Origin of the sequence: Streptomyces sp. Ag109_O5-1 (assembly GCF_003814875.1) — a bacterium.
Taxonomy (GTDB): domain Bacteria; phylum Actinomycetota; class Actinomycetes; order Streptomycetales; family Streptomycetaceae; genus Streptomyces; species Streptomyces sasae.
The window spans coordinates 6,784,337-6,803,613 of the sequence record NZ_RKQF01000001.1 but is presented as its reverse complement, the minus strand read 5'-3'; the positions used below and the strand labels follow the sequence as shown (position 1 = coordinate 6,803,613).

18 protein-coding genes are annotated in these 19,277 nt (G+C 72.4%); 9 read left to right on the top strand and 9 right to left on the bottom strand.

Going from position 1 to position 19,277, the window contains the following annotated elements:
• The first annotated feature begins 204 nt into the window (after positions 1-204).
• Positions 205-1,425, top strand: a complete 1,221-nt coding sequence (locus EDD90_RS30885) for a VCBS repeat-containing protein (protein ID WP_185149278.1) — start codon at positions 205-207, stop codon at positions 1,423-1,425.
• A gap of 24 nt (positions 1,426-1,449) precedes the next feature.
• Here EDD90_RS30885 and EDD90_RS30880 read toward each other — a convergent pair whose 3' ends face one another.
• Positions 1,450-3,033: a FadD3 family acyl-CoA ligase gene (locus tag EDD90_RS30880; protein WP_123976191.1), complete on the bottom strand. Its 1,584-nt coding sequence runs from the start codon at positions 3,031-3,033 to the stop codon at positions 1,450-1,452.
• A 97-nt stretch (positions 3,034-3,130) separates the two neighbouring features.
• Between EDD90_RS30880 and EDD90_RS30875 the strand changes: the two genes are divergently transcribed.
• Genes EDD90_RS30875 through EDD90_RS30865 form a run of 3 tightly spaced genes read left to right on the top strand, consistent with a single transcriptional unit; the run spans position 3,131 to position 5,488 of the window.
• Positions 3,131-4,303, top strand: a complete 1,173-nt coding sequence (locus tag EDD90_RS30875; RefSeq protein WP_123976190.1) for a lipid-transfer protein — start codon at positions 3,131-3,133, stop codon at positions 4,301-4,303.
• A 1-nt stretch (position 4,304) separates the two neighbouring features.
• The gene (locus tag EDD90_RS30870; RefSeq protein WP_123976189.1) at positions 4,305-4,718 is read left to right on the top strand and encodes a Zn-ribbon domain-containing OB-fold protein; all 414 of its coding nucleotides are present in this window, start codon (positions 4,305-4,307) and stop codon (positions 4,716-4,718) included.
• Entirely contained in the window at positions 4,715-5,488 is a 774-nt protein-coding gene (locus tag EDD90_RS30865; RefSeq protein WP_123976188.1) for an enoyl-CoA hydratase/isomerase family protein, read from the top strand. The genes EDD90_RS30870 and EDD90_RS30865 overlap by 4 nt, the downstream gene beginning before the upstream one ends.
• Positions 5,489-5,677: 189 nt before the next feature.
• Here EDD90_RS30865 and EDD90_RS30860 read toward each other — a convergent pair whose 3' ends face one another.
• Together EDD90_RS30860 and EDD90_RS30855 are read right to left on the bottom strand one after the other, a co-directional pair.
• On the bottom strand, positions 5,678-8,026 hold the full coding sequence (locus tag EDD90_RS30860) for a PQQ-binding-like beta-propeller repeat protein (RefSeq protein ID WP_123976187.1): 2,349 nt from the start codon (positions 8,024-8,026) through the stop codon (positions 5,678-5,680).
• Between the two features lie 199 nt (positions 8,027-8,225).
• On the bottom strand, positions 8,226-8,948 hold the full coding sequence (locus EDD90_RS30855) for a VOC family protein (RefSeq protein ID WP_123976186.1): 723 nt from the start codon (positions 8,946-8,948) through the stop codon (positions 8,226-8,228).
• Positions 8,949-9,116: 168 nt separating this feature from the next.
• Here EDD90_RS30855 and EDD90_RS30850 point away from each other — a divergent pair, with 168 nt between their 5' ends.
• Entirely contained in the window at positions 9,117-9,764 is a 648-nt protein-coding gene (locus tag EDD90_RS30850; RefSeq protein WP_123976185.1) for a TetR family transcriptional regulator, read from the top strand.
• A 78-nt stretch (positions 9,765-9,842) separates the two neighbouring features.
• Here the strand turns inward: EDD90_RS30850 and EDD90_RS30845 are convergent, their stop codons facing one another.
• The gene (locus EDD90_RS30845) at positions 9,843-10,313 is read right to left on the bottom strand and encodes a nitroreductase family deazaflavin-dependent oxidoreductase (RefSeq protein WP_123976184.1); all 471 of its coding nucleotides are present in this window, start codon (positions 10,311-10,313) and stop codon (positions 9,843-9,845) included.
• A complete protein-coding gene (locus EDD90_RS30840) occupies positions 10,310-11,503 on the bottom strand; it encodes an acyl-CoA dehydrogenase family protein (RefSeq protein WP_123976183.1) in 1,194 nt (397 codons plus the stop codon). The genes EDD90_RS30845 and EDD90_RS30840 overlap by 4 nt, the downstream gene beginning before the upstream one ends.
• 99 nt (positions 11,504-11,602) lie before the next feature.
• On the opposite strand from EDD90_RS30840, the gene EDD90_RS30835 reads away from it, so the two are divergent.
• Positions 11,603-12,772: a thiolase C-terminal domain-containing protein gene (locus tag EDD90_RS30835; protein WP_123976182.1), complete on the top strand. Its 1,170-nt coding sequence runs from the start codon at positions 11,603-11,605 to the stop codon at positions 12,770-12,772.
• 179 nt (positions 12,773-12,951) lie between these two features.
• On the top strand, positions 12,952-13,959 hold the full coding sequence (locus EDD90_RS30830) for an expansin EXLX1 family cellulose-binding protein (RefSeq protein WP_123976181.1): 1,008 nt from the start codon (positions 12,952-12,954) through the stop codon (positions 13,957-13,959).
• Between the two features lie 24 nt (positions 13,960-13,983).
• Here EDD90_RS30830 and EDD90_RS30825 read toward each other — a convergent pair whose 3' ends face one another.
• Positions 13,984-14,466 carry a hypothetical protein gene (locus EDD90_RS30825; protein WP_123976180.1) on the bottom strand — a complete coding sequence of 161 codons (483 nt, stop codon included), beginning with the start codon at positions 14,464-14,466 and terminating at the stop codon, positions 13,984-13,986.
• 183 nt (positions 14,467-14,649) lie between these two features.
• Between EDD90_RS30825 and EDD90_RS30820 the strand changes: the two genes are divergently transcribed.
• The gene (locus EDD90_RS30820) at positions 14,650-15,339 is read left to right on the top strand and encodes a pyridoxal 5'-phosphate synthase (protein ID WP_123976179.1); all 690 of its coding nucleotides are present in this window, start codon (positions 14,650-14,652) and stop codon (positions 15,337-15,339) included.
• A 26-nt stretch (positions 15,340-15,365) separates the two neighbouring features.
• Here the strand turns inward: EDD90_RS30820 and EDD90_RS30815 are convergent, their stop codons facing one another.
• From EDD90_RS30815 to EDD90_RS30805, 3 genes are all read right to left on the bottom strand, one after another.
• Positions 15,366-16,265 carry a GNAT family N-acetyltransferase gene (locus EDD90_RS30815; protein ID WP_123976178.1) on the bottom strand — a complete coding sequence of 300 codons (900 nt, stop codon included), beginning with the start codon at positions 16,263-16,265 and terminating at the stop codon, positions 15,366-15,368.
• 40 nt (positions 16,266-16,305) lie between these two features.
• The gene (locus EDD90_RS30810) at positions 16,306-16,905 is read right to left on the bottom strand and encodes a GNAT family N-acetyltransferase (RefSeq protein WP_123976177.1); all 600 of its coding nucleotides are present in this window, start codon (positions 16,903-16,905) and stop codon (positions 16,306-16,308) included.
• 130 nt (positions 16,906-17,035) lie between these two features.
• Positions 17,036-17,467, bottom strand: a complete 432-nt coding sequence (locus tag EDD90_RS30805; protein WP_260328195.1) for a Zn-ribbon domain-containing OB-fold protein — start codon at positions 17,465-17,467, stop codon at positions 17,036-17,038.
• Positions 17,468-17,680: 213 nt separating this feature from the next.
• Between EDD90_RS30805 and EDD90_RS30800 the strand changes: the two genes are divergently transcribed.
• Entirely contained in the window at positions 17,681-19,270 is a 1,590-nt protein-coding gene (locus tag EDD90_RS30800) for a subtype B tannase (protein WP_123981845.1), read from the top strand.
• Positions 19,271-19,277: the final 7 nt, after the last annotated feature.

The following is a 19,277-nucleotide window of genomic DNA, read 5'->3' as shown; positions in this document are numbered from 1 at the left end:
CGGTTCTTGCCGATCCGCGGCGGGAACCGTGCTCACCGCTCCGGCCGCCGCCTCCATAGCCTCGCGTCTGTGGGCAACCCAAGGCCCCTCCCAGCGGTCCGAGTTGGCATGAAGAGAGCTCTTGGCGCGGGTGCCGTTCTGCTTCTCCTGTTGTCGGCCTGCGGGTCGGGCGGGTCGGAGGAGAGACCGGCACGTCATCCGGGGGTGCGGTCCGACTTCGACGGGGACGGGTACGGCGATCTCGTGGTCGGTGACACGACCGCGACCGTGAACGGGAAGTACGCCGCCGGATTCGCGGCCGTCCTGCGAGGGTCCGCACGGGGCCCGCGGACCGGGAAGCCGCAGGTCGTCACCCAGAACGATCTGGGGTTGGGCAAGGCGGGCGAGGGAGGCTACTTCGGCAGCCCGGGCACGAGCGTGACCGCCGACCTCGACGGTGACGGGCGGGCCGACTTCGTCACCCAGGCGGGCCGGAACACGATTTTCGTCGTCTGGGGGAGCGACAAGGGGCTGACCGGTGCCGCGGCCGCCCGGCTGACCGGCTCGGCGCCCCTGGCGGGCGACGTCGACGGCGACGGACACACCGATCTCGTGGTCGGCATGGGCGTCGGCATGGGAAAGGACAACGCCGTACGGGTCCTGCTGGGCCCCTTCAGCCGCAAAGGCACACCGCGCCGTACCGTCCCTCTCGACCTGACGCCCAGCGACCCGCGCTACGCCGTCGGGGTGCCCGCCGCCCTGGGGGACGTCACGGGGGACGGCAAGGACGATCTCCTGGTCAGCTGGTCCATCCTGGCGGACTACGCGCCCGTCGCCCGCGCCACCGTCGTGTACCGAGGTGCCGCCGACGGGAAGCTGGTCAAGGGCCCGCGGCTGGCGGACGGCTTCTACGGTTCGACGCTCAGAACGGCGGACGTGAACCACGACGGTTACGCCGACGTGGTGGCGGGGCTGCCCTGCGAGATGCTCGGCGACACGATGGTCCCAGAGGGCGGCAGCCGGCTGATGGTCCTCTACGGCGGGACGCTGAAGACGTCACGCTTCACCGAGGAGACCGCGGGCCTGCCGGTGAAGGGGCCCTTCATGCCCTGCACGTTCGGCAACGCGCCGGCGGTCGGGGACCTGGACGGCGACGGATACGCCGATGTGGCGTTCTCGGTCCGGCCCAGGACGGGGCCGGAGGAGGTCATCCTGCTGAGAGGGAGCGCCGGAGGGCTGACCACCGAGGGGGCGCGGTCCGTGCCCGGCGGCTCGGCCGAACTGCTCGACACCGACGGCCGCAGGCCGGCCGAGCTGGTGGTCACCGGCCAAGAGGGGATCGAGGTGTGGCGCGGCGGATCCCGGCTGCTCTCGTTCAAGGAGACCGACCTCGACCTCGGACCGGAGATATCGCGCGCGGGGAACGGCCTCTGGCTGGTCGGATGACGTGCGGAGGGGGCAGGCCTCACACTAGCCCCGCCCCCGCAGCTCCCCCTTCACCACCTTCCCGCCGGCGTTCCGCGGCAGCTCCGCCACGAACTCCACCATCCGCGGCACCTTGTAGTTCGCCATCTCCCGTCGCGCCCAGGCGATCAGGTCGTCCCCGGTGAGCACCGCGCCCGCTCTGCGCACCACGAACGCCTTGCCGACCTCGCCCAGCCGGCCGTCCGGTACGCCGATCACCGCCACGTCGGCGACCTCCGGGTGCAGGCCCAGGAGTTGCTCTATCTCCGCCGGGTAGGCGTTGAAGCCGCCGACGATGAACATGTCCTTCAGGCGGTCGGTGATCCGCAGGTTCCCAGCGCCGTCCAGGACGCCGACGTCCCCCGTGCGCAGCCAGCCGTCCGCCGTGAACGTCTCGGCCGTCGCCGCCGCGTCCTCGTAGTAGCCGCGCATCACGTTGAAGCCGCGGACCAGCACCTCACCCGCCTCGTCCAGGCGCACCTCCGTGCCGGGTATCGCCCGGCCCGACGTGGACGCGATGACCGTCGGGTCGTCGCCCCGCCGGCACATGGTCACGATCCCGCTCGCCTCGGAGAGGCCGTACGCCGTCAGGACCGTCTCGACGCCGAGTTCGCCGCGCAGGCGTTCCACCAGCTGCAGGGGTACGACCGCCGCGCCCGTCACCACCAGCCTCAGCGCCGAAAGGTCATGCGCATCGCGCGCCGCGTGGTCGAGGAGCGACTGGTGGAGGGTCGGGGGGCCGGGCAGCACCGACACCCGTTCCGACGCCACGTTCGCCAGGACCGTCTCCACGTTGAAGACCGGCTGGGGGATCATCGTCGCCCCGCGCATCAGGCAGGCGATCACCCCGGCCTTGTAGCCGAACGTGTGGAAGAAGGGGTTCACGATCAGGTAGCGGTCGTCGCTGCGCAGGCCCGCCAGGTCGGCCCAGACCTCGTAGGCGCGCAGGGTCTGCGCGTGGGTGATCATCGCGCCCTTGGGGCGGCCCGTCGTACCGGAGGTGAAGATGATGTCCGACAGGCACGAGCCGTCCAACTCACCCGACCGCGCCCGGACTTCCGCGGCCTCCACCCCCTCGCCTCCCGCCAGGAAGTCCTTCCAGGTGCGGAAGTCCACCGGCGCGTCCTCCGACAGCACCACCACCTGCTCCAGAGCCGGCAGCCCCGGAAGCGGACCCGCACAGGCCCCCTCAGAGGCCCCCTCCCGCGCCGCCCTCCGCAACGACGCCACGTACGACGTCCCCAGGAACGTCCCCGTCACGAACAGCAGCCGCGCCCCGCTCCTGCGCAGCACGTCCGCCGCCTCCGTCCCCTTGAAGCGGGTGTTCAGCGGGACCAGCACCCCGCCCGCCGACACCGCGCCCAGCGCCGCGACGATCCACTCCAGGGAGTTGGGCGCCCAGATCCCGACCCGGTCGCCCTTCCCGACGCCGGAGGCGATGCAGGCGGCCGCCGCCCGCTCCACCCGGGCGCCCAGCTCCGCGTACGTGATCCGGGTACGGCCGTCCACCACCGCCTCGACGTCCGCGTACCGCTCCGCCGCCGACCGCACCAGCCCTGGAACGGTCCCCCACCCCATGTCACCGCGCACAACCGACCTCCCCGGATGCATAGCTGACTGACCGTCAGATTAGCTGTAGCCTGACGGCCTGTCAGCAGAGCGCGAGAGCCGTGGAGGTGCGGGCACCATGACCGATCGCAAAGGTCTCCATGGCCTCAAGGACGCCACCGCCGTCGTCGGGATCGGCCAGACCCCCTTCGCCAAACGGCTCGACGAGGACGAGAAGACCCTCGCCTGCCGTGCCGTCCTCGCCGCCCTCGACGACGCCGGCATCGCCCCCGGCGAGGTCGATGCGCTCGCCTCCTTCACCATGGAGGAGACCGACGAGGTGGAGCTGGCCAAGGCGGTCGGCCTCGGCGACCTGACCTTCTTCAGCAAGGTGGGGTACGGGGGCGGCGGCTCCTGCGCCACGGTCGCGCACCTCGCCGCGGCCATCGCCTCCGGGCAGGCCTCCGTCGGGGTCGCCTGGCGGTCACGCAAGCGCGGCTCCGGACCCCGCCCGTGGACCAACACCACCGTCCAGCTCCCCACCCCCGCCCAGTGGACCCGCCCCTTCGGCCTGCTCCGGCCGGCCGACGAGATCGCCATGCTCACCCGCCGCTACATGCACGAGTACGGCGCCACCCGCGACCACCTCTTCAACGTCGCCCTTGCCTGCCGCAACCGCGCCAACCAGAACCCCGCCGCCGTCATGTACGACCGCCCCCTCACCCGCGAGATGTACATGACCTCCCGGTGGATCAGCGAGCCCCTCTGCCTCTTCGACAACTGCCTGGAGACGGACGGGGCGCTGGCCTGCGTGGTCGTCTCCCGCGAACGGGCCCGGGACTGCGCCAAGACCCCCGTCTACGTCCACTCCGCCGCCCAGGGCCTCCCCGCCCAGCACCACGGCATGGTCAACTACTGGAACGACGACCCCCTCACCGGCCCCGCCTGGACCGCCGCCCGCCACCTCTGGAAGCACGCCGACATCACCCCGGAGGACGTCGACGTCGCCCAGATCTACGACGCCTTCACCGCCCTCATACCGCTCTCCCTGGAGGGCTACGGCTTCTGCGGGAGAGGGGAGGGCGGGGCGTTCACCGAGGGGGGCGCCCTGGAGATCGGCGGGCGGCTGCCCGTGAACACCGGCGGCGGGGGGCTCAGCGAGGCCTACGTGCACGGCTTCAACCTCATCACCGAGGGCGTCAAGCAGCTGCGCGGCACCAGTACCGCCCAGGTGCCCGGCGCCGCCACCTGCCTGGTCACCGCCGGCGAGGGCGTCCCGACCTCCGCCCTCCTCCTCACCAACCGGAGCTGAGATGCTGCGACCGGCCATCGACACCGACGGCGCCCCCTTCTGGGAGTACGCGGCCCGCGGCGAGCTCCGCGTCCAGGCCTGCGCCGACTGCCACGAGCCCCGCTTCCCGCCCCGCCCGTGCTGCCCGCACTGCCAGTCGTTCGCGAGCGAGTGGCGGCCGACGAACGGGCGCGGCCGCATCTGGTCGTACGTCGTCCCGCATCCGCCGCTGCTCCCCGAGTACGCGGCGCAGGCGCCGTACAACGTCGTGGTCGTGGAACTCGACGACGCGCCACGGGTGCGGATCGTGGGCAACATGGTCAGCGAGGCCGGGGCGCCTCTCGGCTCTCTCCCCCCGCAGCGGATCCGGATCGGCGCCCGGGTCCAGGCGGTCTTCGCGGACGGCGTCCCGCAGTGGGTCCTGGAGCGGCCGTGACCCTGCGACTCACCACCGACAAGGAGACCGGGGTCGCGGTCCTCACCCTCGACCGGCCGGAGAAACTGAACTCCATCGACCTCACCACCGCCGCCGGACTCACCGACACCTGGCGGGCGTTGCGGTTCGACGACGCGGTACGGGCCGTCGTCCTCACCGGGGCCGGCGGGCGTGCCTTCAGCACCGGGCTGGACCGGGACGCGGTCGTACCACAGCCCTCGTCCCCGTACAGCCAGGACGATCCGCTGCTCGCGATCGGGCCCAAGGCGAACGACCTGTGGAAGCCGGTGGTCGCCGCCGTGGCCGGGATGGCCTGCGGGGGTGCCTTCTACCTCCTCGGGGAGGCGGACTTCGTGATCGCCGACGAGACCGCCACGTTCTTCGACCCGCACACCTCCTACGGCATGGTCAGCGCCTACGAGTCCGTGCTGCTGGCCCAGCGGATGCCGTACGGGGAGGTGGCCCGGATGGTGCTCATGGGCAACGCGGAGCGGATGGGTGCGCGCAGGGCGTACGAGGTGGGGCTGGTGTCGGAAGTGACCGGCGCCGGGCGGGCGCTGGAGGCGGCGGTGCGCTGCGCGACCGTGATCGCCGGGTATCCGACGGAGGGGGTGCAGGGGAGCGTACGGGCGCTGTGGGCGGCGAAGGAGGCGGCGCGGGAGCGGGGGTTCGCCCAGGCACCGCACCTGATCGCCCTGGGCAACCTGCCCGCGGACCGGCAGACGGACCTCTTCCGCGACCGGCCCCGGACCCCGCCCCGCATCCGCTGAATCGCCGCGTGGCGGCCCGGGTCACCCCGGCGTACCGTTCGCTGTGGGAGCCGACTCCCACCCCGAGCGACGGCCGCCGTGCACAACCCTTCCGTGCGACCAACCGGTACGACGGCCGTCCCGGGGGTGCCGATGCAGCACGGCCGTCGACCGATCGCGGCACCCCCTTCGGCGCTCAACCCCCGGCACTCACGCCGTGCGAGCCGTCCCCGTCCCCTTCTCCGCGTCCAGGGCGTACACGCACCGGTCCTTGCTGCACGCGTACACCACGCCGTCCTTCACCACCGGCGACCCGGTGATCTCCCCGCCCGTCGCCAGCTTCCACCGCAGCCGGCCGTCGTCGGCCTTCAGCGTGTACAGGAGGTGGTCGGTGGAGCCGAAGTGGATACGGCCCTCGGCCACCGCCGGGGCGCCGACGACATCGCCGCCCGCCTGGAAGCGCCACTTGGGGGTGCCGGTGACCGCGTCCAGGGTGTAGAGGCCCTTGCCGCTGCCGACGTGGACATGGCCCGCGGCGACCAGCACCGGCTCGATCGAGGCGCGGGCCTCGGTCGCGATGCGCCAGCGGTCGCGGCCGTCGGTGGCGTCGAGGGCGTAGACCGTGCCGAGGTAGTCGGCGAGGTAGATGCCGCCGCCGGTGACCGCGGGGCCGGGTACGAAGGTCGGCGGGGAGAGGAAGACGGCGGGGGCCTCGAAGTGCCAGCGGACGCGGCCCGTGGCGGTGTCGAGGGCGATGACGCGGGTACCCGCGGAGGCGTACACGAAGCCGTCGTCGGCGTGGGTGAGGCGGACCGGGACCCCGCCGCAGGAGGCCGCGTCGCCGATGGGGTACGACCAGCGTTCGTCGCCGGTACGGGCGTCCAGCGCGCGCAGCCTGGCGTCCTGCCAGACGTAGACCGTGCCGTCGTACAGGGAGGGCCCGGACTCGGGGGCCTCGAAGTCGGTCTGGGCGCCGGACAGCTCCCAGAGTTTCTGCCCGTTGGAGGCCTCCCAGGCCTGGACCCCGCCGCCCCGGGTGCCGGTGACGAGGGTGCCGCGGTCGGCCTTGAGGGAGTACACCCAGGCGTCGGTGGACAGCCGCCACAGGTCGCCGCCCTCGCGGGCCTCCAGGGCGAACAGGGTGGGGCCGTCGGAGGCGTGGACACGGCCGTCCGCGACCGCCATGGACCAGGCGACGTCGCGGGTCTTGAAGCGGCGGCGGCCGGTGGCCACGTCCAGGGCGTGCACCTCGAAGGAGGTGACGTAGACGAGGTCGCCCTCGACGGACGGGGTGCCCCAGACGTCGTTGGACATCCGGAACCGCCACGGGCGCCAGCCGGACGCCGTCTCCGGCAGCTGGGCGGGTACCGCCGGTACGGCCGGGTCGGCGCCGTTGACGCCGGGGTGCGGGCGGGACCAGCTGGCCACCAGGCCGGCCTCGGGCGGCGGCATCTTGACGGCGGCGGCGCGGGTGTCGGAGACCCGCGGGCCGGGGCCGATGGGCACCTGGGCGCCGGCCAGGCGCACCGGGCCGGTGTCGGGGGAAGGGCCGCCGACCGGGACCGGGGCGGGGATCGCGGGGTCGTAGGAGGGCGGCGGGGGGAGCATCGGGCGGCCGCCGCTGCGGCCGCCCGACGGGGTCGCGGAGGACTTCACGGCCGGGCGGCCGCCGCGGCGGGACTCGATCAGCCCGACCGCCTTCTCGGGCAGCCAGGCGGACGCCGTACCGCTGTCGTCGGAGCCGGAGCCGAAGAGGTGGGGCGCCAGCTGGGCCTGGAGGTCGGCCGGGTTGGGGCGGGCGGTGGCCTCCATCTGCATGCAGGACTCGATGAGCGGGCGCAGCTCGTCCGGGAGGCCTTCCAGGTCCGGGCCCTCGCGGAGCAGCATGAAGACGGTCTCGACCGGGTTGGCGCCGTGGAAGGGCGGGTGGCCGGTGGCGGCGAAGACGAGCATGGAGCCGAGGGAGAAGACGTCGCTGGCGCCGGTGACACTGCGGGAGTCCTTGGCCTGCTCGGGGGACATGTAGGCGGGGGTGCCGACCGCGACGTTCGTCATGGTCAGGCGGGTGTTCGAGACACCGGAGGCGATGCCGAAGTCGATGACCCGGGGACCGTCCTCGACGACGAGGACGTTGGACGGCTTGAGGTCGCGGTGGACCAGTCCGGCGCCGTGGATCGACTGGAGCGCCTCGGCGACGCCCGCCGCGAGCCAGCGCACCGCCTGGGCCGGGAGCGGCCCGCAGTCGTTCACTATCTCCTCGAGGGAGGGCGCGGGGACGTACGCGGTCGCGAGCCACGGCACCGCGGCGCGCGGGTCGGCGTCGACGACGGCCGCCGTGTAGAAGCCGGAGACCGCGCGGGCCGCCTCCACCTCGCGGGTGAAGCGGACCCGGAACAGCTGGTCCTCGGCGAGTTCGGTCCGGACCGTCTTGATCGCCACGCGCCGGCCGGACGCCGAGCGCGCCAGATAGACCAGCCCCATGCCGCCGGCCCCCAGCCGTCCCAGCACCTCGAACGGCCCGATCCGGCGCGGATCGTGCTGCGTCAGCTGATCCACCACTTGCCTGCCACCTCCCCGTACGGGCCACGTCCACCCACATATGTACGCGACCCTGTGCAGCGTCTCACCACCGCACCGCCATGGCGGCACGCACCCTGATTCTTCCTGGCCCGGGCACAGGTTGCGAACCCGGCGACCAATCGGGGTGTCTCATGACAAAGTGAGACATTTAGCCACCGAGTACCGAATTTTTGTGGCCTCAGCGTTGCAGCAGCGCGAAGGACGCCCCTTGATTGTCGGTCACGACGGCGACTTTTCCGTACGACGTGCTGAAGGGCGGCGCCTGCACCCGGCCGCCCAGCTGCTGCACCGCCCCGACCGCGGCCTCCACGTCCCCGGTCCGGAAGTGGACGACGAACTGGGACGGCATCCCGGCCGCGAACACCTCGGTCACAGGGGCACGGCCGAAGTCCGGGGCGGCACCGGCGCCGAACAGGGCGTCGGTGAAGAGCTGGGAGTAGAAGGCGTTGGCCGCGTCGGTGTCGCTGGTGTAGAGCTGCGCCCAGGCGAAGGTGCCGGGGGCGTGCCGGACCCCGAAGCCGCGGCGGGCGGCGGCCTGCCAGAGGCCGAAGACGGCGCCCTGCGGGTCGGCGACCTGGGCGGCGGTGCCGAGGTCGCGGACGGGCACGGGCTCCAGCAGCACATGGCCGCCGGCCGCGAGGATCCGCCGGGTGAAGGCGTACACGTCGGGGGTCGCGAAGTACACCGTCCACACGGTGGGCATCCGGCCGTCCGTCTTGCGGGCCAGCCCGGCGACGTCCGCGCCACCCAGGCGGGCCAGCGCGGAGCCGCCGTCGGTGTCCTCGAAGGTCCACCCGAAGAGCTCACCGTAGAACCGCTTGCCCGCCTCGACGTCGGGAAGCTGCACGTCCACCCAGCACGGGACGCCCTCCCGGTATTCGGATGCCCTGTTTTCGGCCATGTCGTCAAAGTAACCGCCCGGCCCGCACCCCGCAGACCGGCCGCACCCCGACGGAGTGACCGGCGCTTTCGCCGCCGTTTCCCTTCGGTGCGGCGGCTCCGCACATTCGTGCACCCCATTTGCAGTCGGCCGAATCGCGCTCCGATCACCCCTCGGTAAGCTGACGGCATGACAGGACAAGTGCGTACCGTCGACGGCCGCGTGGCCGGCCGGCGTGGGCAGGCGACCCGGCAGAAGCTGCTCGACTGCCTCAGCGAGATGCTCAGCTCCTCCCCTTACCGGGACGTCAAGGTCATCGATGTCGCCCGGAAAGCGGGGACTTCGCCCGCGACCTTCTATCAGTACTTCCCGGACGTCGAGGGCGCCGTCCTGGAGATCGCCGAGCAAATGGCCACCGAGGGCGGCCAGTTGACGGAACTGGTCGCGGGGCGCTCCTGGGTCGGCAAGGCCGGCTGGGCGACCGCGCAGGAACTCGTGGACGGATTCCTGGAGTTCTGGCGCAAGAACGACGCGATTCTGCGCGTGGTCGACCTGGGGGCCGCCGAGGGGGACAAACGGTTCTACAAGATCCGTATGAAGATCCTGAACTCGGTGAACAACTCCCTGACCGATTCCATCGCGGAGTTGCAGTCCAAGGGCAAGGTCGACAAGGACGTGCACCCGGCGGCCGTGGCCGGTTCGCTGGTCGCGATGCTCGCGGCCGTCGCCGCGCACCAGAAGGGTTTCCAGACCTGGGGCGTGAAGCAGGCCGAACTCAAGCCGAACCTCGCGCTGTTGGTGCACCTGGGCGTGACCGGGAAGAAGCCCACGAAGTAACCCGCGCCCTGGGTCCTGTCTGGCAGGCGGTGGTTCACCCGAGGTGGGCCATCGCCTGTCGCGCTATGCCTGCCTGCGTTATGCCTGCCTGCGGGTGAGCCGGAAGACCCGCAGCTCCCGCGCCACCCGTTCCTGGTACGCCGCGTACGGCGGCCAGAACGTCAGCAGCTCCCGCCAGGCGGCCGCCCGCTCCTCCCCCTCCAGCAGCCGGGCGGTGACCGGGACGTCCCGTCCCTTCCAGCTGATCTCGGCGTCGGGATGCCTGAGCAGGTTGTACGTCCAGGCGGGGTGGTCGTCCCTGCCGAAGTTGGACCCGACGAGGAACCAGCCGTCGTCCTGCGGCATGCACGCGAGCGGGGTACGCCGGAGCTGCCCGCTGCGCGCCCCGGTGGACGTCAGGATCACCCCGGGCAGCATCTGTGCGCTGAGCAGCACCCTGCCCCGGCTGAGCCGGTGGACGGCCCGGTCCAGGGCCGGGACGACATGCGGGGCGACCTTCGCGAACCCCCGGGTGGCGGAGACCCGCTGCACCAGCCGTTCCCCGATCACACCGTCACCTCCGCCCGCTCGAACAGCCCTGCCGTGGCGGCCGCGTGGCCGCGCAGCCGGTGCACGGGCCCGAACAACAACTCGTCCCCTGCCGCACGCTTGAAGTACATATGCGCCTCGTGCTCCCAGGTGAAACCGATCCCGCCGTGCAACTGGATCCCCTCCCCGGCGGCGGTCCGCAGCGCCTCCAGCGCCTGCGCGAGCGCCAGCCCGCCCACGTGGTCCCCGTGCGCCGTGGCCCAGGCCGCGTAGTAGGCGGCCGACCTGGCCGCCCGTACCGCCACGTACACATCGGCCAGCCGGTGCTTGACGGCCTGGAAGGACCCGATGACCCGTCCGAACTGCTCGCGCTGCTTCACGTACTCCACGGTCCGCTCCAGCGCCCGGTCGGCGGCCCCGACCGCCTCGCCCGCGAGCACGGCGGCGACAAAGTCGCCGAGGGAGGCAAGCGCGGGACGGATGTCGGTGTCCTCGTCCGCTCCGAGCAACTCGGCGTGCACCTCGCGCAGTTGCACCCGGGCCTGGCTCCGGGTGGCGTCGAGGGCGGTCCGCCGGGTCCGTACGACCCCGGCCGCGTCCCCCGCCACCAGGAAGAGCAGGACGCGCGAGCGGGCGTACCCCCCGGTGTGCGCCGGGACGAGCAGCAGTCCGGCGCTGTGCCCGTCGAGAACCTGGTCGGCCTCCCCGTACAGCCGCCACCCGCCCTCCTGCCCCTTGCGCCTGGCCTGGATGCCCCCGGCCCGGCCGCCGCCGGCCCAGTCGCCGCCGTCCGTCCCGGTGAGGGCGAGCGCGGTGCCGAGCCGGGTACCGGGGACGGCGAGGGCGGCGGTGAGGCCGCCGGCCGCGATCCTCGGGAGCAGCTCGGCGCGCTGGGCGTCGGTACCGAGGGCGAGGAGCAGCGGGGCCGCGAGGACGGCGGTGGCCAGGAAGGGGGTGGGGGCCAGGGAGCGCCCCAACTCCTCGACCGCCAGAGCCACTTCCGTGCCGGAACAGCCGACCCCGCCGTACGCCTCGGGGAGCGCGAGCCCGGGCAGGCCCAGTTGTTCACTCAGGGCGGTCCAGAGGCCGGGGTCATGGCCTCCCGCCCGGTCGACGGCGGCCCGTACGTCCTCCGGACCGCAGCGCTTGTGGAGCAGTTCACGCAGGGCGCGCCGGATCTCGTCCTGCTCGTCGGTGAAGCGGGCGTCCATGAACGGACCTCCTGACGATCTGACGGCCCGTCATGCTAGGGGCGCCGGACGCAGATGCACAGGGGCGGAGTGAGGCAGATCTGATGTACCGTCAGATTCATGACTGGACCCCGCAGGGTCGCCGTGGTCGGCGTGGCCCTGTCCGACTGCGGCCGGGTGGACGAAGCCACCCCCTACGCCCTGCACGCCCAGGCGGCCCGCCGTGCGCTGGCCGACGCGGGCCTCGGCCGGGAGGTGGTGGACGGCTTCGCCTCGGCGGGCCTCGGCACGCTGGCCCCGGTGGAGGTGGCCGAGTACCTGGGCCTGCGCCCCACCTGGATGGACTCCACCTCCGTCGGCGGCTCCACGTGGGAGGTCATGGCGGCGCACGCGGCGGACGCGATAGCGGCGGGCCACGCGAACGCGGTCCTGCTGGTGTACGGCTCGACGGCCCGCGCCGACGTCAGGGCGGGGCGGCGGACGGGGAACCTGTCCTTCGGCTCCCGGGGCCCCCTCCAGTTCGAGGTCCCCTACGGCCACACCCTCATCGCCAAGTACGCGATGGCGGCCCGCCGCCACATGATCGAACACGGCACGACGATCGAGCAGTTGGCGGAGGTGGCGATCCAGGCGCGGGCGAACGCGGCGCTGAACCCGGAGGCGATGTTCCGCACCACGATCACGGTCGACGAGGTCCTGTCCGGCCCGATGATCGCCGACCCCTTCACCAAACTCCACTGCTGCATCCGCTCGGACGGCGGCGCGGCGGTGTTGCTGGCGGCCGAGGAGTACGTACGGGATTGCGATACCTCCCCGGTGTGGGTCCTTGGCGCGGGCGAGTGCGTGTCCCACGCGACGATGTCGGAGTGGGCGGACTTCACGGTCTCCCCGGCGGCGGTGAGCGGACGACTGGCGTTCCGGCGAGCCGGGGTCACCGCCGCCGACGTCGACTTCGCGGAGATCTACGACGCGTTCACCTACATGACGCTGGTGACGCTGGAGGACCTGGGGTTCTGCGCCAAGGGCGAGGGCGGGGCGTTCGTGGAGAAGGGCCGGCTGCGGGTCGAGGGCGGCGAGCTGCCGGTGAACACGGACGGGGGCGGGCTGTCGGCCCAGCACCCCGGGATGCGGGGCCTGTTCCTCCTGGTGGAGGCGGTACGGCAGTTGCGCGGCGAGGCCGGTGACCGGCAGGTGCGGCGGGCGGACGGGGGGCTGCCGGAGCTGGGGGTGGCGTCGGGGACGGGGGGCTGGTTCTGCTCGTCGGGGACGGTGGTGCTGGGGCGGGGGTGACCCGGGTTCCGTACGGGCGGCGGAAATCGGGGTGACGGCGGCAACCTTCCGGGCTTCGGCGGCGACTGCCTACCGGAAGCTTTCGACGTTCAGACGTTCAGAACTTCGTCGCAGAACTGCGTAGTTCAGAAGGAGACGTTCGAAGGACGTACACCGCCGAACCACGTAAGGATCCCTCCGTGGCCTCCTCCTCTCATCGCCGTCGCTCGCAGCCGGACCGGGAGTTCCAATGGCGCCCGGTCCGCGGGCCGTTGTTCGCGGTCGCCGCCGTGGCCGCCGTCGCACTGATCGTGACCCTGGTCGTGGCCTTCCGCCCCGGCGGCTCGTCCGACACCGGGTCGGACCGGGCGGTGTCCGCGTCGTCCTCCTCGTCCTCGTCCGAAGCCGGGCCAAGCGGGACGGCGACGGAGACGGACTCTGCATCGCAGACACCGTCGAAGCCCTCGTCGGCGGCACCGAAGCCCACGGCGAGCAGCCCCGCCCGGGCGTCGGCGTCCGCGACCCCGTCGGCCGCCTCCCCCGCCCGCCGGGCGGCGAGCGGCACCGCCGGCACCTCGACCACCACGGCCCCCGCGGCCGGCCGGATCCGTCCCGGGACGACGTACGACGGGGTCGCCACCTCCTACGACGTCGGCAACGGCGACGGCGCCTGCTCGTTCGGCCCGACCGACGACGTCATGACCGCGGCGATGAACACCGCGGACTACGAGACCGCCAAGGCCTGCGGGGCGTACATCTCCGTGCACGCGGGCGGCAAGTCCATCACCGTGCGGATCACCAACGAGTGCCCGGCGCCCTGCGCGGTCGGCCAGCTCGACCTCAGCCGACAGGCGTTCGCGAAGCTCGCGCCCCTCTCGGCGGGCCGGATCCCGATCACCTGGAGCCTGCTGAGCCCGGCGACCTCCGACACGATCTCGATCCGCTACAAGACCGGTTCCACCCAGTACTGGTGCGGTATCCAGGCGATCGGCCACCGCAACCCGCTGGCCCGGCTGGAGGTCCGTACGAGCGGCGGCTGGCTGGCACTGACCCGCACCGGGTACAACTACTTCCTCTCCGAGCAGGGCACCGGCTGCGGAAGCGAGATCCGGCTCACCGACATCTACGGCGAGCAGCTCACCGTGCCCGCGCTCGCGGTACGGCCGGACGTGGCCCAGCAGACCGGGCTCCAGTTCGCCCGGCACTGACCGGACACGGGCGGTAGGCGGGCGCTAGTCGCGTACGGGCACGATGCGGTGGCCGCGGCGGGGCCTGGGGGCGTCCAGCATGGTGACGCCGACGTGGTTGCGGCTGCGCAACCACGCTGTGGGGGCCATGGCGAAGCCCACGAAGACGGCGACCACGCTGACCGGGAAGAGGACCGGCAGGGACTGCCCCTCGGGCAGGGTCTTGCCGCCCTCCTGGAAGGCGTAGCCGAGGGCGGCGACGAACACGACGAGGGAGATCGCCGACACGACCGCCCAGATGTTCCGCACCCGCCGGGTCCGCGTATGGTCGCTGACCTCGGCGAGGATGGACGCCGTGCAGACGGGGCACTCCAGTTCGACGCTGTGCCGTCCCTCGGCGGGCCGTTTGAGCTGGAACTGGCCGGAGGCCCAGGTGACGGTACGGGTCCGGGGCGTGACGACACCGCCCTTGACCACATCGCTGAGTATGTGGCGGACGGCCACTTTCACGGTCCTCTGCGCGTTCATGTCCCCTCCGCCGTCGTTCGACCCGGACAGTCTGGGGGCAGCGCACGCGCGTTCGCAGCGGTTTGCGTGACTTCGCCGCCCATCTGTGGCGAGGGCCACGGCGAGGGGCTGCCGTACCCGGCCGGGCCGCGTGACGGGTGTCCGTGATGGGTGTCGCGGAGCCGCCCGCGTGATACTCGCCCCATGGCAGCAACGGATCTTCACGCACTCCTCGGGCAGCTCCGGGTCTGGGCCCCCGGGGCGACGGAGCTACGGCCCTTCGACCCGGCGGCGGCGCCCGCGGCCCCGCTCCCCCTCTTCACCACGTGGTTCGCGGAGGCGGTGGCGGCGGGGCAGGCGGAGCCGCACACGATGTCGCTGGCGACGACCGACGAGGAGGGCCGGGCGGACGTCCGGATCGTGATGCTGCACGGCGCGGATGCGGCCGGCTGGTCCTTCGGCACGCATGTGACCAGCCGCAAGGGCCACGAGCTGAGCGCCCGCCCGTACGCGGCGCTGGCCTTCTACTGGCCGGTGCTGGGCCGCCAGGTCCGGCTCCGCGGCCCGGTCACCGCGGCCCCGTCGCAGGAGAGCCAGGCGGATCTGCACGCCCGCTCCACGGGCGCCCTGGCGGCCGCGCTCACCGGCCTGCAGAGCGGGGTCCTGTCCTCGCTGGAGGAGCTGCGGGAGGCGTCCGAGGCAGCCTGGGAACGGGCCCGCACCGACCCGGCCGCCCCCTCCCCGACCTGGACCCTCTACCGGCTGCACCCGCAGGAGGTGGAGTTCTTCCAGGGCGACCCGGAACGGCGGCACGTGCGGCTGCGGTACGTCACCGACACCGGCGCGGACGGCGGCGCGGACGGCGGCTGGCGGAAGGAGCTGCTGTGGCCGTGAGCACCGGCCCTCGGCATGGCCGACCCTCAGATGCGCCGCTCCTCGAAGTGGTATTCCGCCCAGTCAGCCACCTCCCGGTATCCGATGCGCTGGTACAGGGCGTTGCTCGTCGGGTTGGCGAGGTCCGTGAAGAGGAGGAGCTCGCCGGCCCCTGCCGCCAGCGCCGCCCGGCCGACCTCCGCCGTCACCGCACCGGCGTAACCCCGGCCGCGCAGCTCCGGCGGGGTGTAGACGGGCGCGATCCGGGCCTGGCCGCCGACCGTCGGGGTGACGCCGGCCATGGAGACGGGGGTGCCGTCGGGGGTCTCCCAGAGGGTGACGCCGCCGTACGAGAGCCGGAAGTCGGCCCAGTCCCCGCCGTCCCGGCCGTCGTGCACGCCCGCGTCCACGACGAACCCGCCGTACCAGCGGACCAGCAGCTCCCGGTCCGCCTCGCCCGCGGCCCTCGCCCGGCCCTCCGGCATCGGCGACGGGTCCGTCAACTCGGCCAGCCGGTACAGCCTTTGGCGCTCGCCGAGCCGCGCGGGCACCCCGGTCCGACGCTCCCACGCCGTCACGAACGCCTCCGCCGTGGCGCGCTCGGCGGCGAAGCCGGTGACGGGGTGGCCGAGATCGAGGAGAGCGGTGACCAGCGTCTCGGTCTCGCCGGCCGTGAGTGGAGTGGTGCGCAGGGAGAACGGCGGGGTGTGCAGCAACGCGGCGCCCACGCTGCCGTCCTCCCGGACCAGGTGGCCGAGGAGCGGGGGCGCGTCGCCGTAGGCCCGTGGCCCCCTCCGCCGCAGCTGCTCCGTCACCGTCAGATGGACGGTGTGCAGATCGGGGCGCGAGTGGAGGAAGTCCCTGGAATGGGCGAGGAATTGGCCGACGTCGGAGGTGAAGTGCCAGCCGGATCCTTGCGTATCGGATGCGTGCGTTTCGGGTGCCATGGTCGATGTTCCCGTCCGACCGCCCTGCCCGGCACCTGAATTAGGCCTCCGCGGCGGCCCCGGGGTCCGTGGCGAGGCGGGCGTGGAGGTGTACGTCCCGGAAGGCGTCCTTGCGGCCCGCCTCGAACATCGCGCCGCGCAGCGTCCCCTCGTACGCGAAACCGCACGTCCCGGCTATCCGGCAGGACGCCTCATGGCCGAGGGCGTGCCCCAACTCCAGGCGGTGGAGATCCAGTTCGGCGAAGGCCCAGTCCGCCGCCAGGGCCAGGGCACGGGTCGCGACCCGGCGGCCGCGCGCCTCGGGGAGCGTCCAGTAGCCGACCCGGGCCGTCCGGAACGTCCGGTCGATCATGTTGATACCGATGTGGCCGAGGGTCGCACCGCTCTCCGCGTCCGTGATGCGGAACGGCTCACACGTGCTGTCCGCCGCTTGCCTGCGCAGCACGTCGCGGGCACCCGCGAGGTCGGTCACCAGGGTGAGCGGGGTGTTCCAGCGACGGAAGTCCGGGTCGTTACGGGCCCGCAGCCACGCCTCGACCTGCGCCTCCGCGTCCGGGTCCCAGCGGTCGAGCCGCAGACCGCGGCCGCAAGGGGCGTTGTCGGGGCGATGGGCGGCGGGCTGTTCGTCGGTGAGAGCCATGGGCCCATTGAAACCTCCGCACCAGGCGGCAGCCCAGCGGGTTCCATGAGTCGCCGGGCAACTGTCCAGCGGGTTCCCTTGCCTCGCCGGGCGGCGTTGCGGCGGTTTCCTCCGCGCGGACCGGCCGGTCTCAGTGCGCCGGCGCCGGGCGGAACACCGGTGCTCCCTCGCGGAAGGTGACCTCCAGCTCCAGTCCGGCGCGCAGGGTCTCCGGGTCGGCGGTCACCAGCTCCGTCATCATGCGCGGGCCCTCCGCCAGGTCGACCACGGCGGGCACGTACGGGACGCGGTCGCCGAACGGCGGGAGGTCGTTGCGGTGGACGACGGACCAGGTGTAGAGGGTCGCGCGGCCGGTCGCGGGCTCCCAGGTGACGTCCTCGCTCCAGCAGTGCGGGCAGAACTCCCGCGGGTAGTGGTGGGCCCGGCCGCAGGGGCGGCAGCGGCGCAGCAGGAGCCGGCCCTCGGCCGCCGCGTCCCAGTAGGGGCGGGTGAAGGCGTCCGGTTCGGGGAGGTCGTATCGCGGCGGAACGCTGTGCATCCCGCCGGAACGTGTCGCATCCATAATCTGACGTTACGTCAGCTCCTGAAGCGCAACCTAGACCCGGACAGGGAAAACCTGTGCGTTTCCCGTGGCCCTGTGGGTCCCCCATGAGATCCCGGCGAATTGTTGACGATTTTGTCGGCGGTCGAATACGTTCGCAGCCGCAAGGCCAAGGAGCCGGATACGAGAGGCAGCAAGGTGAAGCACAGGGCACTCAAGCGCAGGACCGTCGTCATGGGCATCGGCGCCACGGCCGGAGTCGCAGCAGTCGGCGGCATCGCCCTCAGCGCGCAGGCGTCGAGCAACCCCTCCTCGTCCTCGGACTCCCTGACGTTCGACCCGGACGGGTACTCGAAGCTGACGAAGACGATCACGGACACCGAGGGCACCGAGCACGAGGTGACCTACCACTTCTGGAAGGCGATCACCTACGTCGCCGACCCGGTGGACGCGACCTACCAGTCCCTGATCGTCAGCGCCCCGGTCGAGATCGACGGCAAGACGGTCGACCCGACGGACGCCCCGATCCTGCTCGCCAACTCCGTCGGCGGCTACATGCCCTCCTCCGTCGCGGACGCCACCGAGGTGGGCGGCGGCGGTTCGGCCATGGGCGGCGGTGCGGCGCCCAGCGGGGCGGCCCCCAGCTCCGCCACGAGCGCGGCCCCGGGCGCCAACGGCAACACCAACGCGAGCGGCGGCGCCACCTCCAGCAACCAGCTCCTCGCGCTCGCCGCCGGGTACGTCGTGATCGAGCCCGGAGCCCGCGGCCGTACCCTCAAGAACTCCGGCGGCGAGTACTACGGCACCGCCCCCGCCGCGATCGTCGACCTCAAGGCGGCCGTCCGGTACATCAGGGCCAACAAGGGCCTGATCCCCGGCGACGTCGAGCGGATCGTCTCCGCCGGTACGAGCGCCGGTGGCGCCCTGTCCTCGCTGCTCGGCGCGTCCGGCGACAGCCCGGTCTACGAGAAGTACCTCAAGGAGCTCGGCGCGGCCGACGCCTCCGACGCGATCTTCGCGGTCGGCGCCTGGTGCCCGATCACCGACCTGGAGCACGCCGACGGCGCCTACGAGTGGAACTGGGGCACCAACGACCTGTCCACGGGCGCGCAGGTCGACCAGTCCGTCTCGAAGGACCTGAAGGCGCAGTTCGCCGAGTACCAGGCGGGCCTGAAGCTGCGCGGCCTGGACGGCTTCGGCCCGCTGAACGCCCGTAACTACGACGACTACCTGGTCGAGCAGTACCTCCAGCCGTCGGCCACCAGGTACTTGACCGGCCTGTCGGACTCGGACCGCGAGACGTATCTCGCCGCCAACACCTTCATCACCTGGTCCGCCGGCAAGGCCACCTTCACCTGGGCCGATTTCCTCACCCACGTCGGCGCGCGCAAGAAGGACACCCCGGCCTTCGACGCCTTCGACCTGTCGGCCGGCGAGAACAACGAGTTCGGCGCGGGGACGACCGAGAACCGGCACTTCACGGCGTACGGCGCGAAGAACGACACCACCGGTCTCGGCACCAAGCGGGTCGCCGCCGACATCCCCGCGAAGCTGAACCTGATGAACCCGATGTACCACCTGATGGAGAAGGTCAACGACCGCCGCTCCAGGCACTGGTGGATCCGCCTCGGCACCAACGACTCGGACACCTCGCACGTCATCTCCGCCAACCTGGCCGCCCGCCTGGACAACCTCGGCGACGACGTGAACCACCTCTACTACTGGGACCAGGGCCACGGCGCCAACACCGACCCCGGCGACTTCATCACCTGGATCGCCGAGGTGACGGGCCATGGCAAGGGCAAGAAGGGCAAGCGGAATTAACAGCCCG

Bases quoted from the DNA above. Each gene is read 5' to 3' on its own strand.
- EDD90_RS30855 (WP_123976186.1), bottom strand. From the start codon at position 8,948: ATGGCCGAAAACAGGGCATCCGAATACCGGGAGGGCGTCCCGTGCTGG.
- EDD90_RS30825 (WP_123976180.1), bottom strand. From the start codon at position 14,466: ATGAACGCGCAGAGGACCGTGAAAGTGGCCGTCCGCCACATACTCAGC.
- EDD90_RS30800 (WP_123981845.1), top strand. From the start codon at position 17,681: ATGGGCATCGGCGCCACGGCCGGAGTCGCAGCAGTCGGCGGCATCGCC.
- EDD90_RS30820 (WP_123976179.1), top strand. From the start codon at position 14,650: ATGGCAGCAACGGATCTTCACGCACTCCTCGGGCAGCTCCGGGTCTGG.
- EDD90_RS30815 (WP_123976178.1), bottom strand. From the start codon at position 16,265: ATGGCACCCGAAACGCACGCATCCGATACGCAAGGATCCGGCTGGCAC.
- EDD90_RS30805 (WP_260328195.1), bottom strand. From the start codon at position 17,467: ATGGATGCGACACGTTCCGGCGGGATGCACAGCGTTCCGCCGCGATAC.
- EDD90_RS30850 (WP_123976185.1), top strand. From the start codon at position 9,117: ATGACAGGACAAGTGCGTACCGTCGACGGCCGCGTGGCCGGCCGGCGT.
- EDD90_RS30840 (WP_123976183.1), bottom strand. From the start codon at position 11,503: ATGGACGCCCGCTTCACCGACGAGCAGGACGAGATCCGGCGCGCCCTG.
- EDD90_RS30810 (WP_123976177.1), bottom strand. From the start codon at position 16,905: ATGGCTCTCACCGACGAACAGCCCGCCGCCCATCGCCCCGACAACGCC.
- EDD90_RS30875 (WP_123976190.1), top strand. From the start codon at position 3,131: ATGACCGATCGCAAAGGTCTCCATGGCCTCAAGGACGCCACCGCCGTC.
- EDD90_RS30870 (WP_123976189.1), top strand. From the start codon at position 4,305: ATGCTGCGACCGGCCATCGACACCGACGGCGCCCCCTTCTGGGAGTAC.
- EDD90_RS30835 (WP_123976182.1), top strand. From the start codon at position 11,603: ATGACTGGACCCCGCAGGGTCGCCGTGGTCGGCGTGGCCCTGTCCGAC.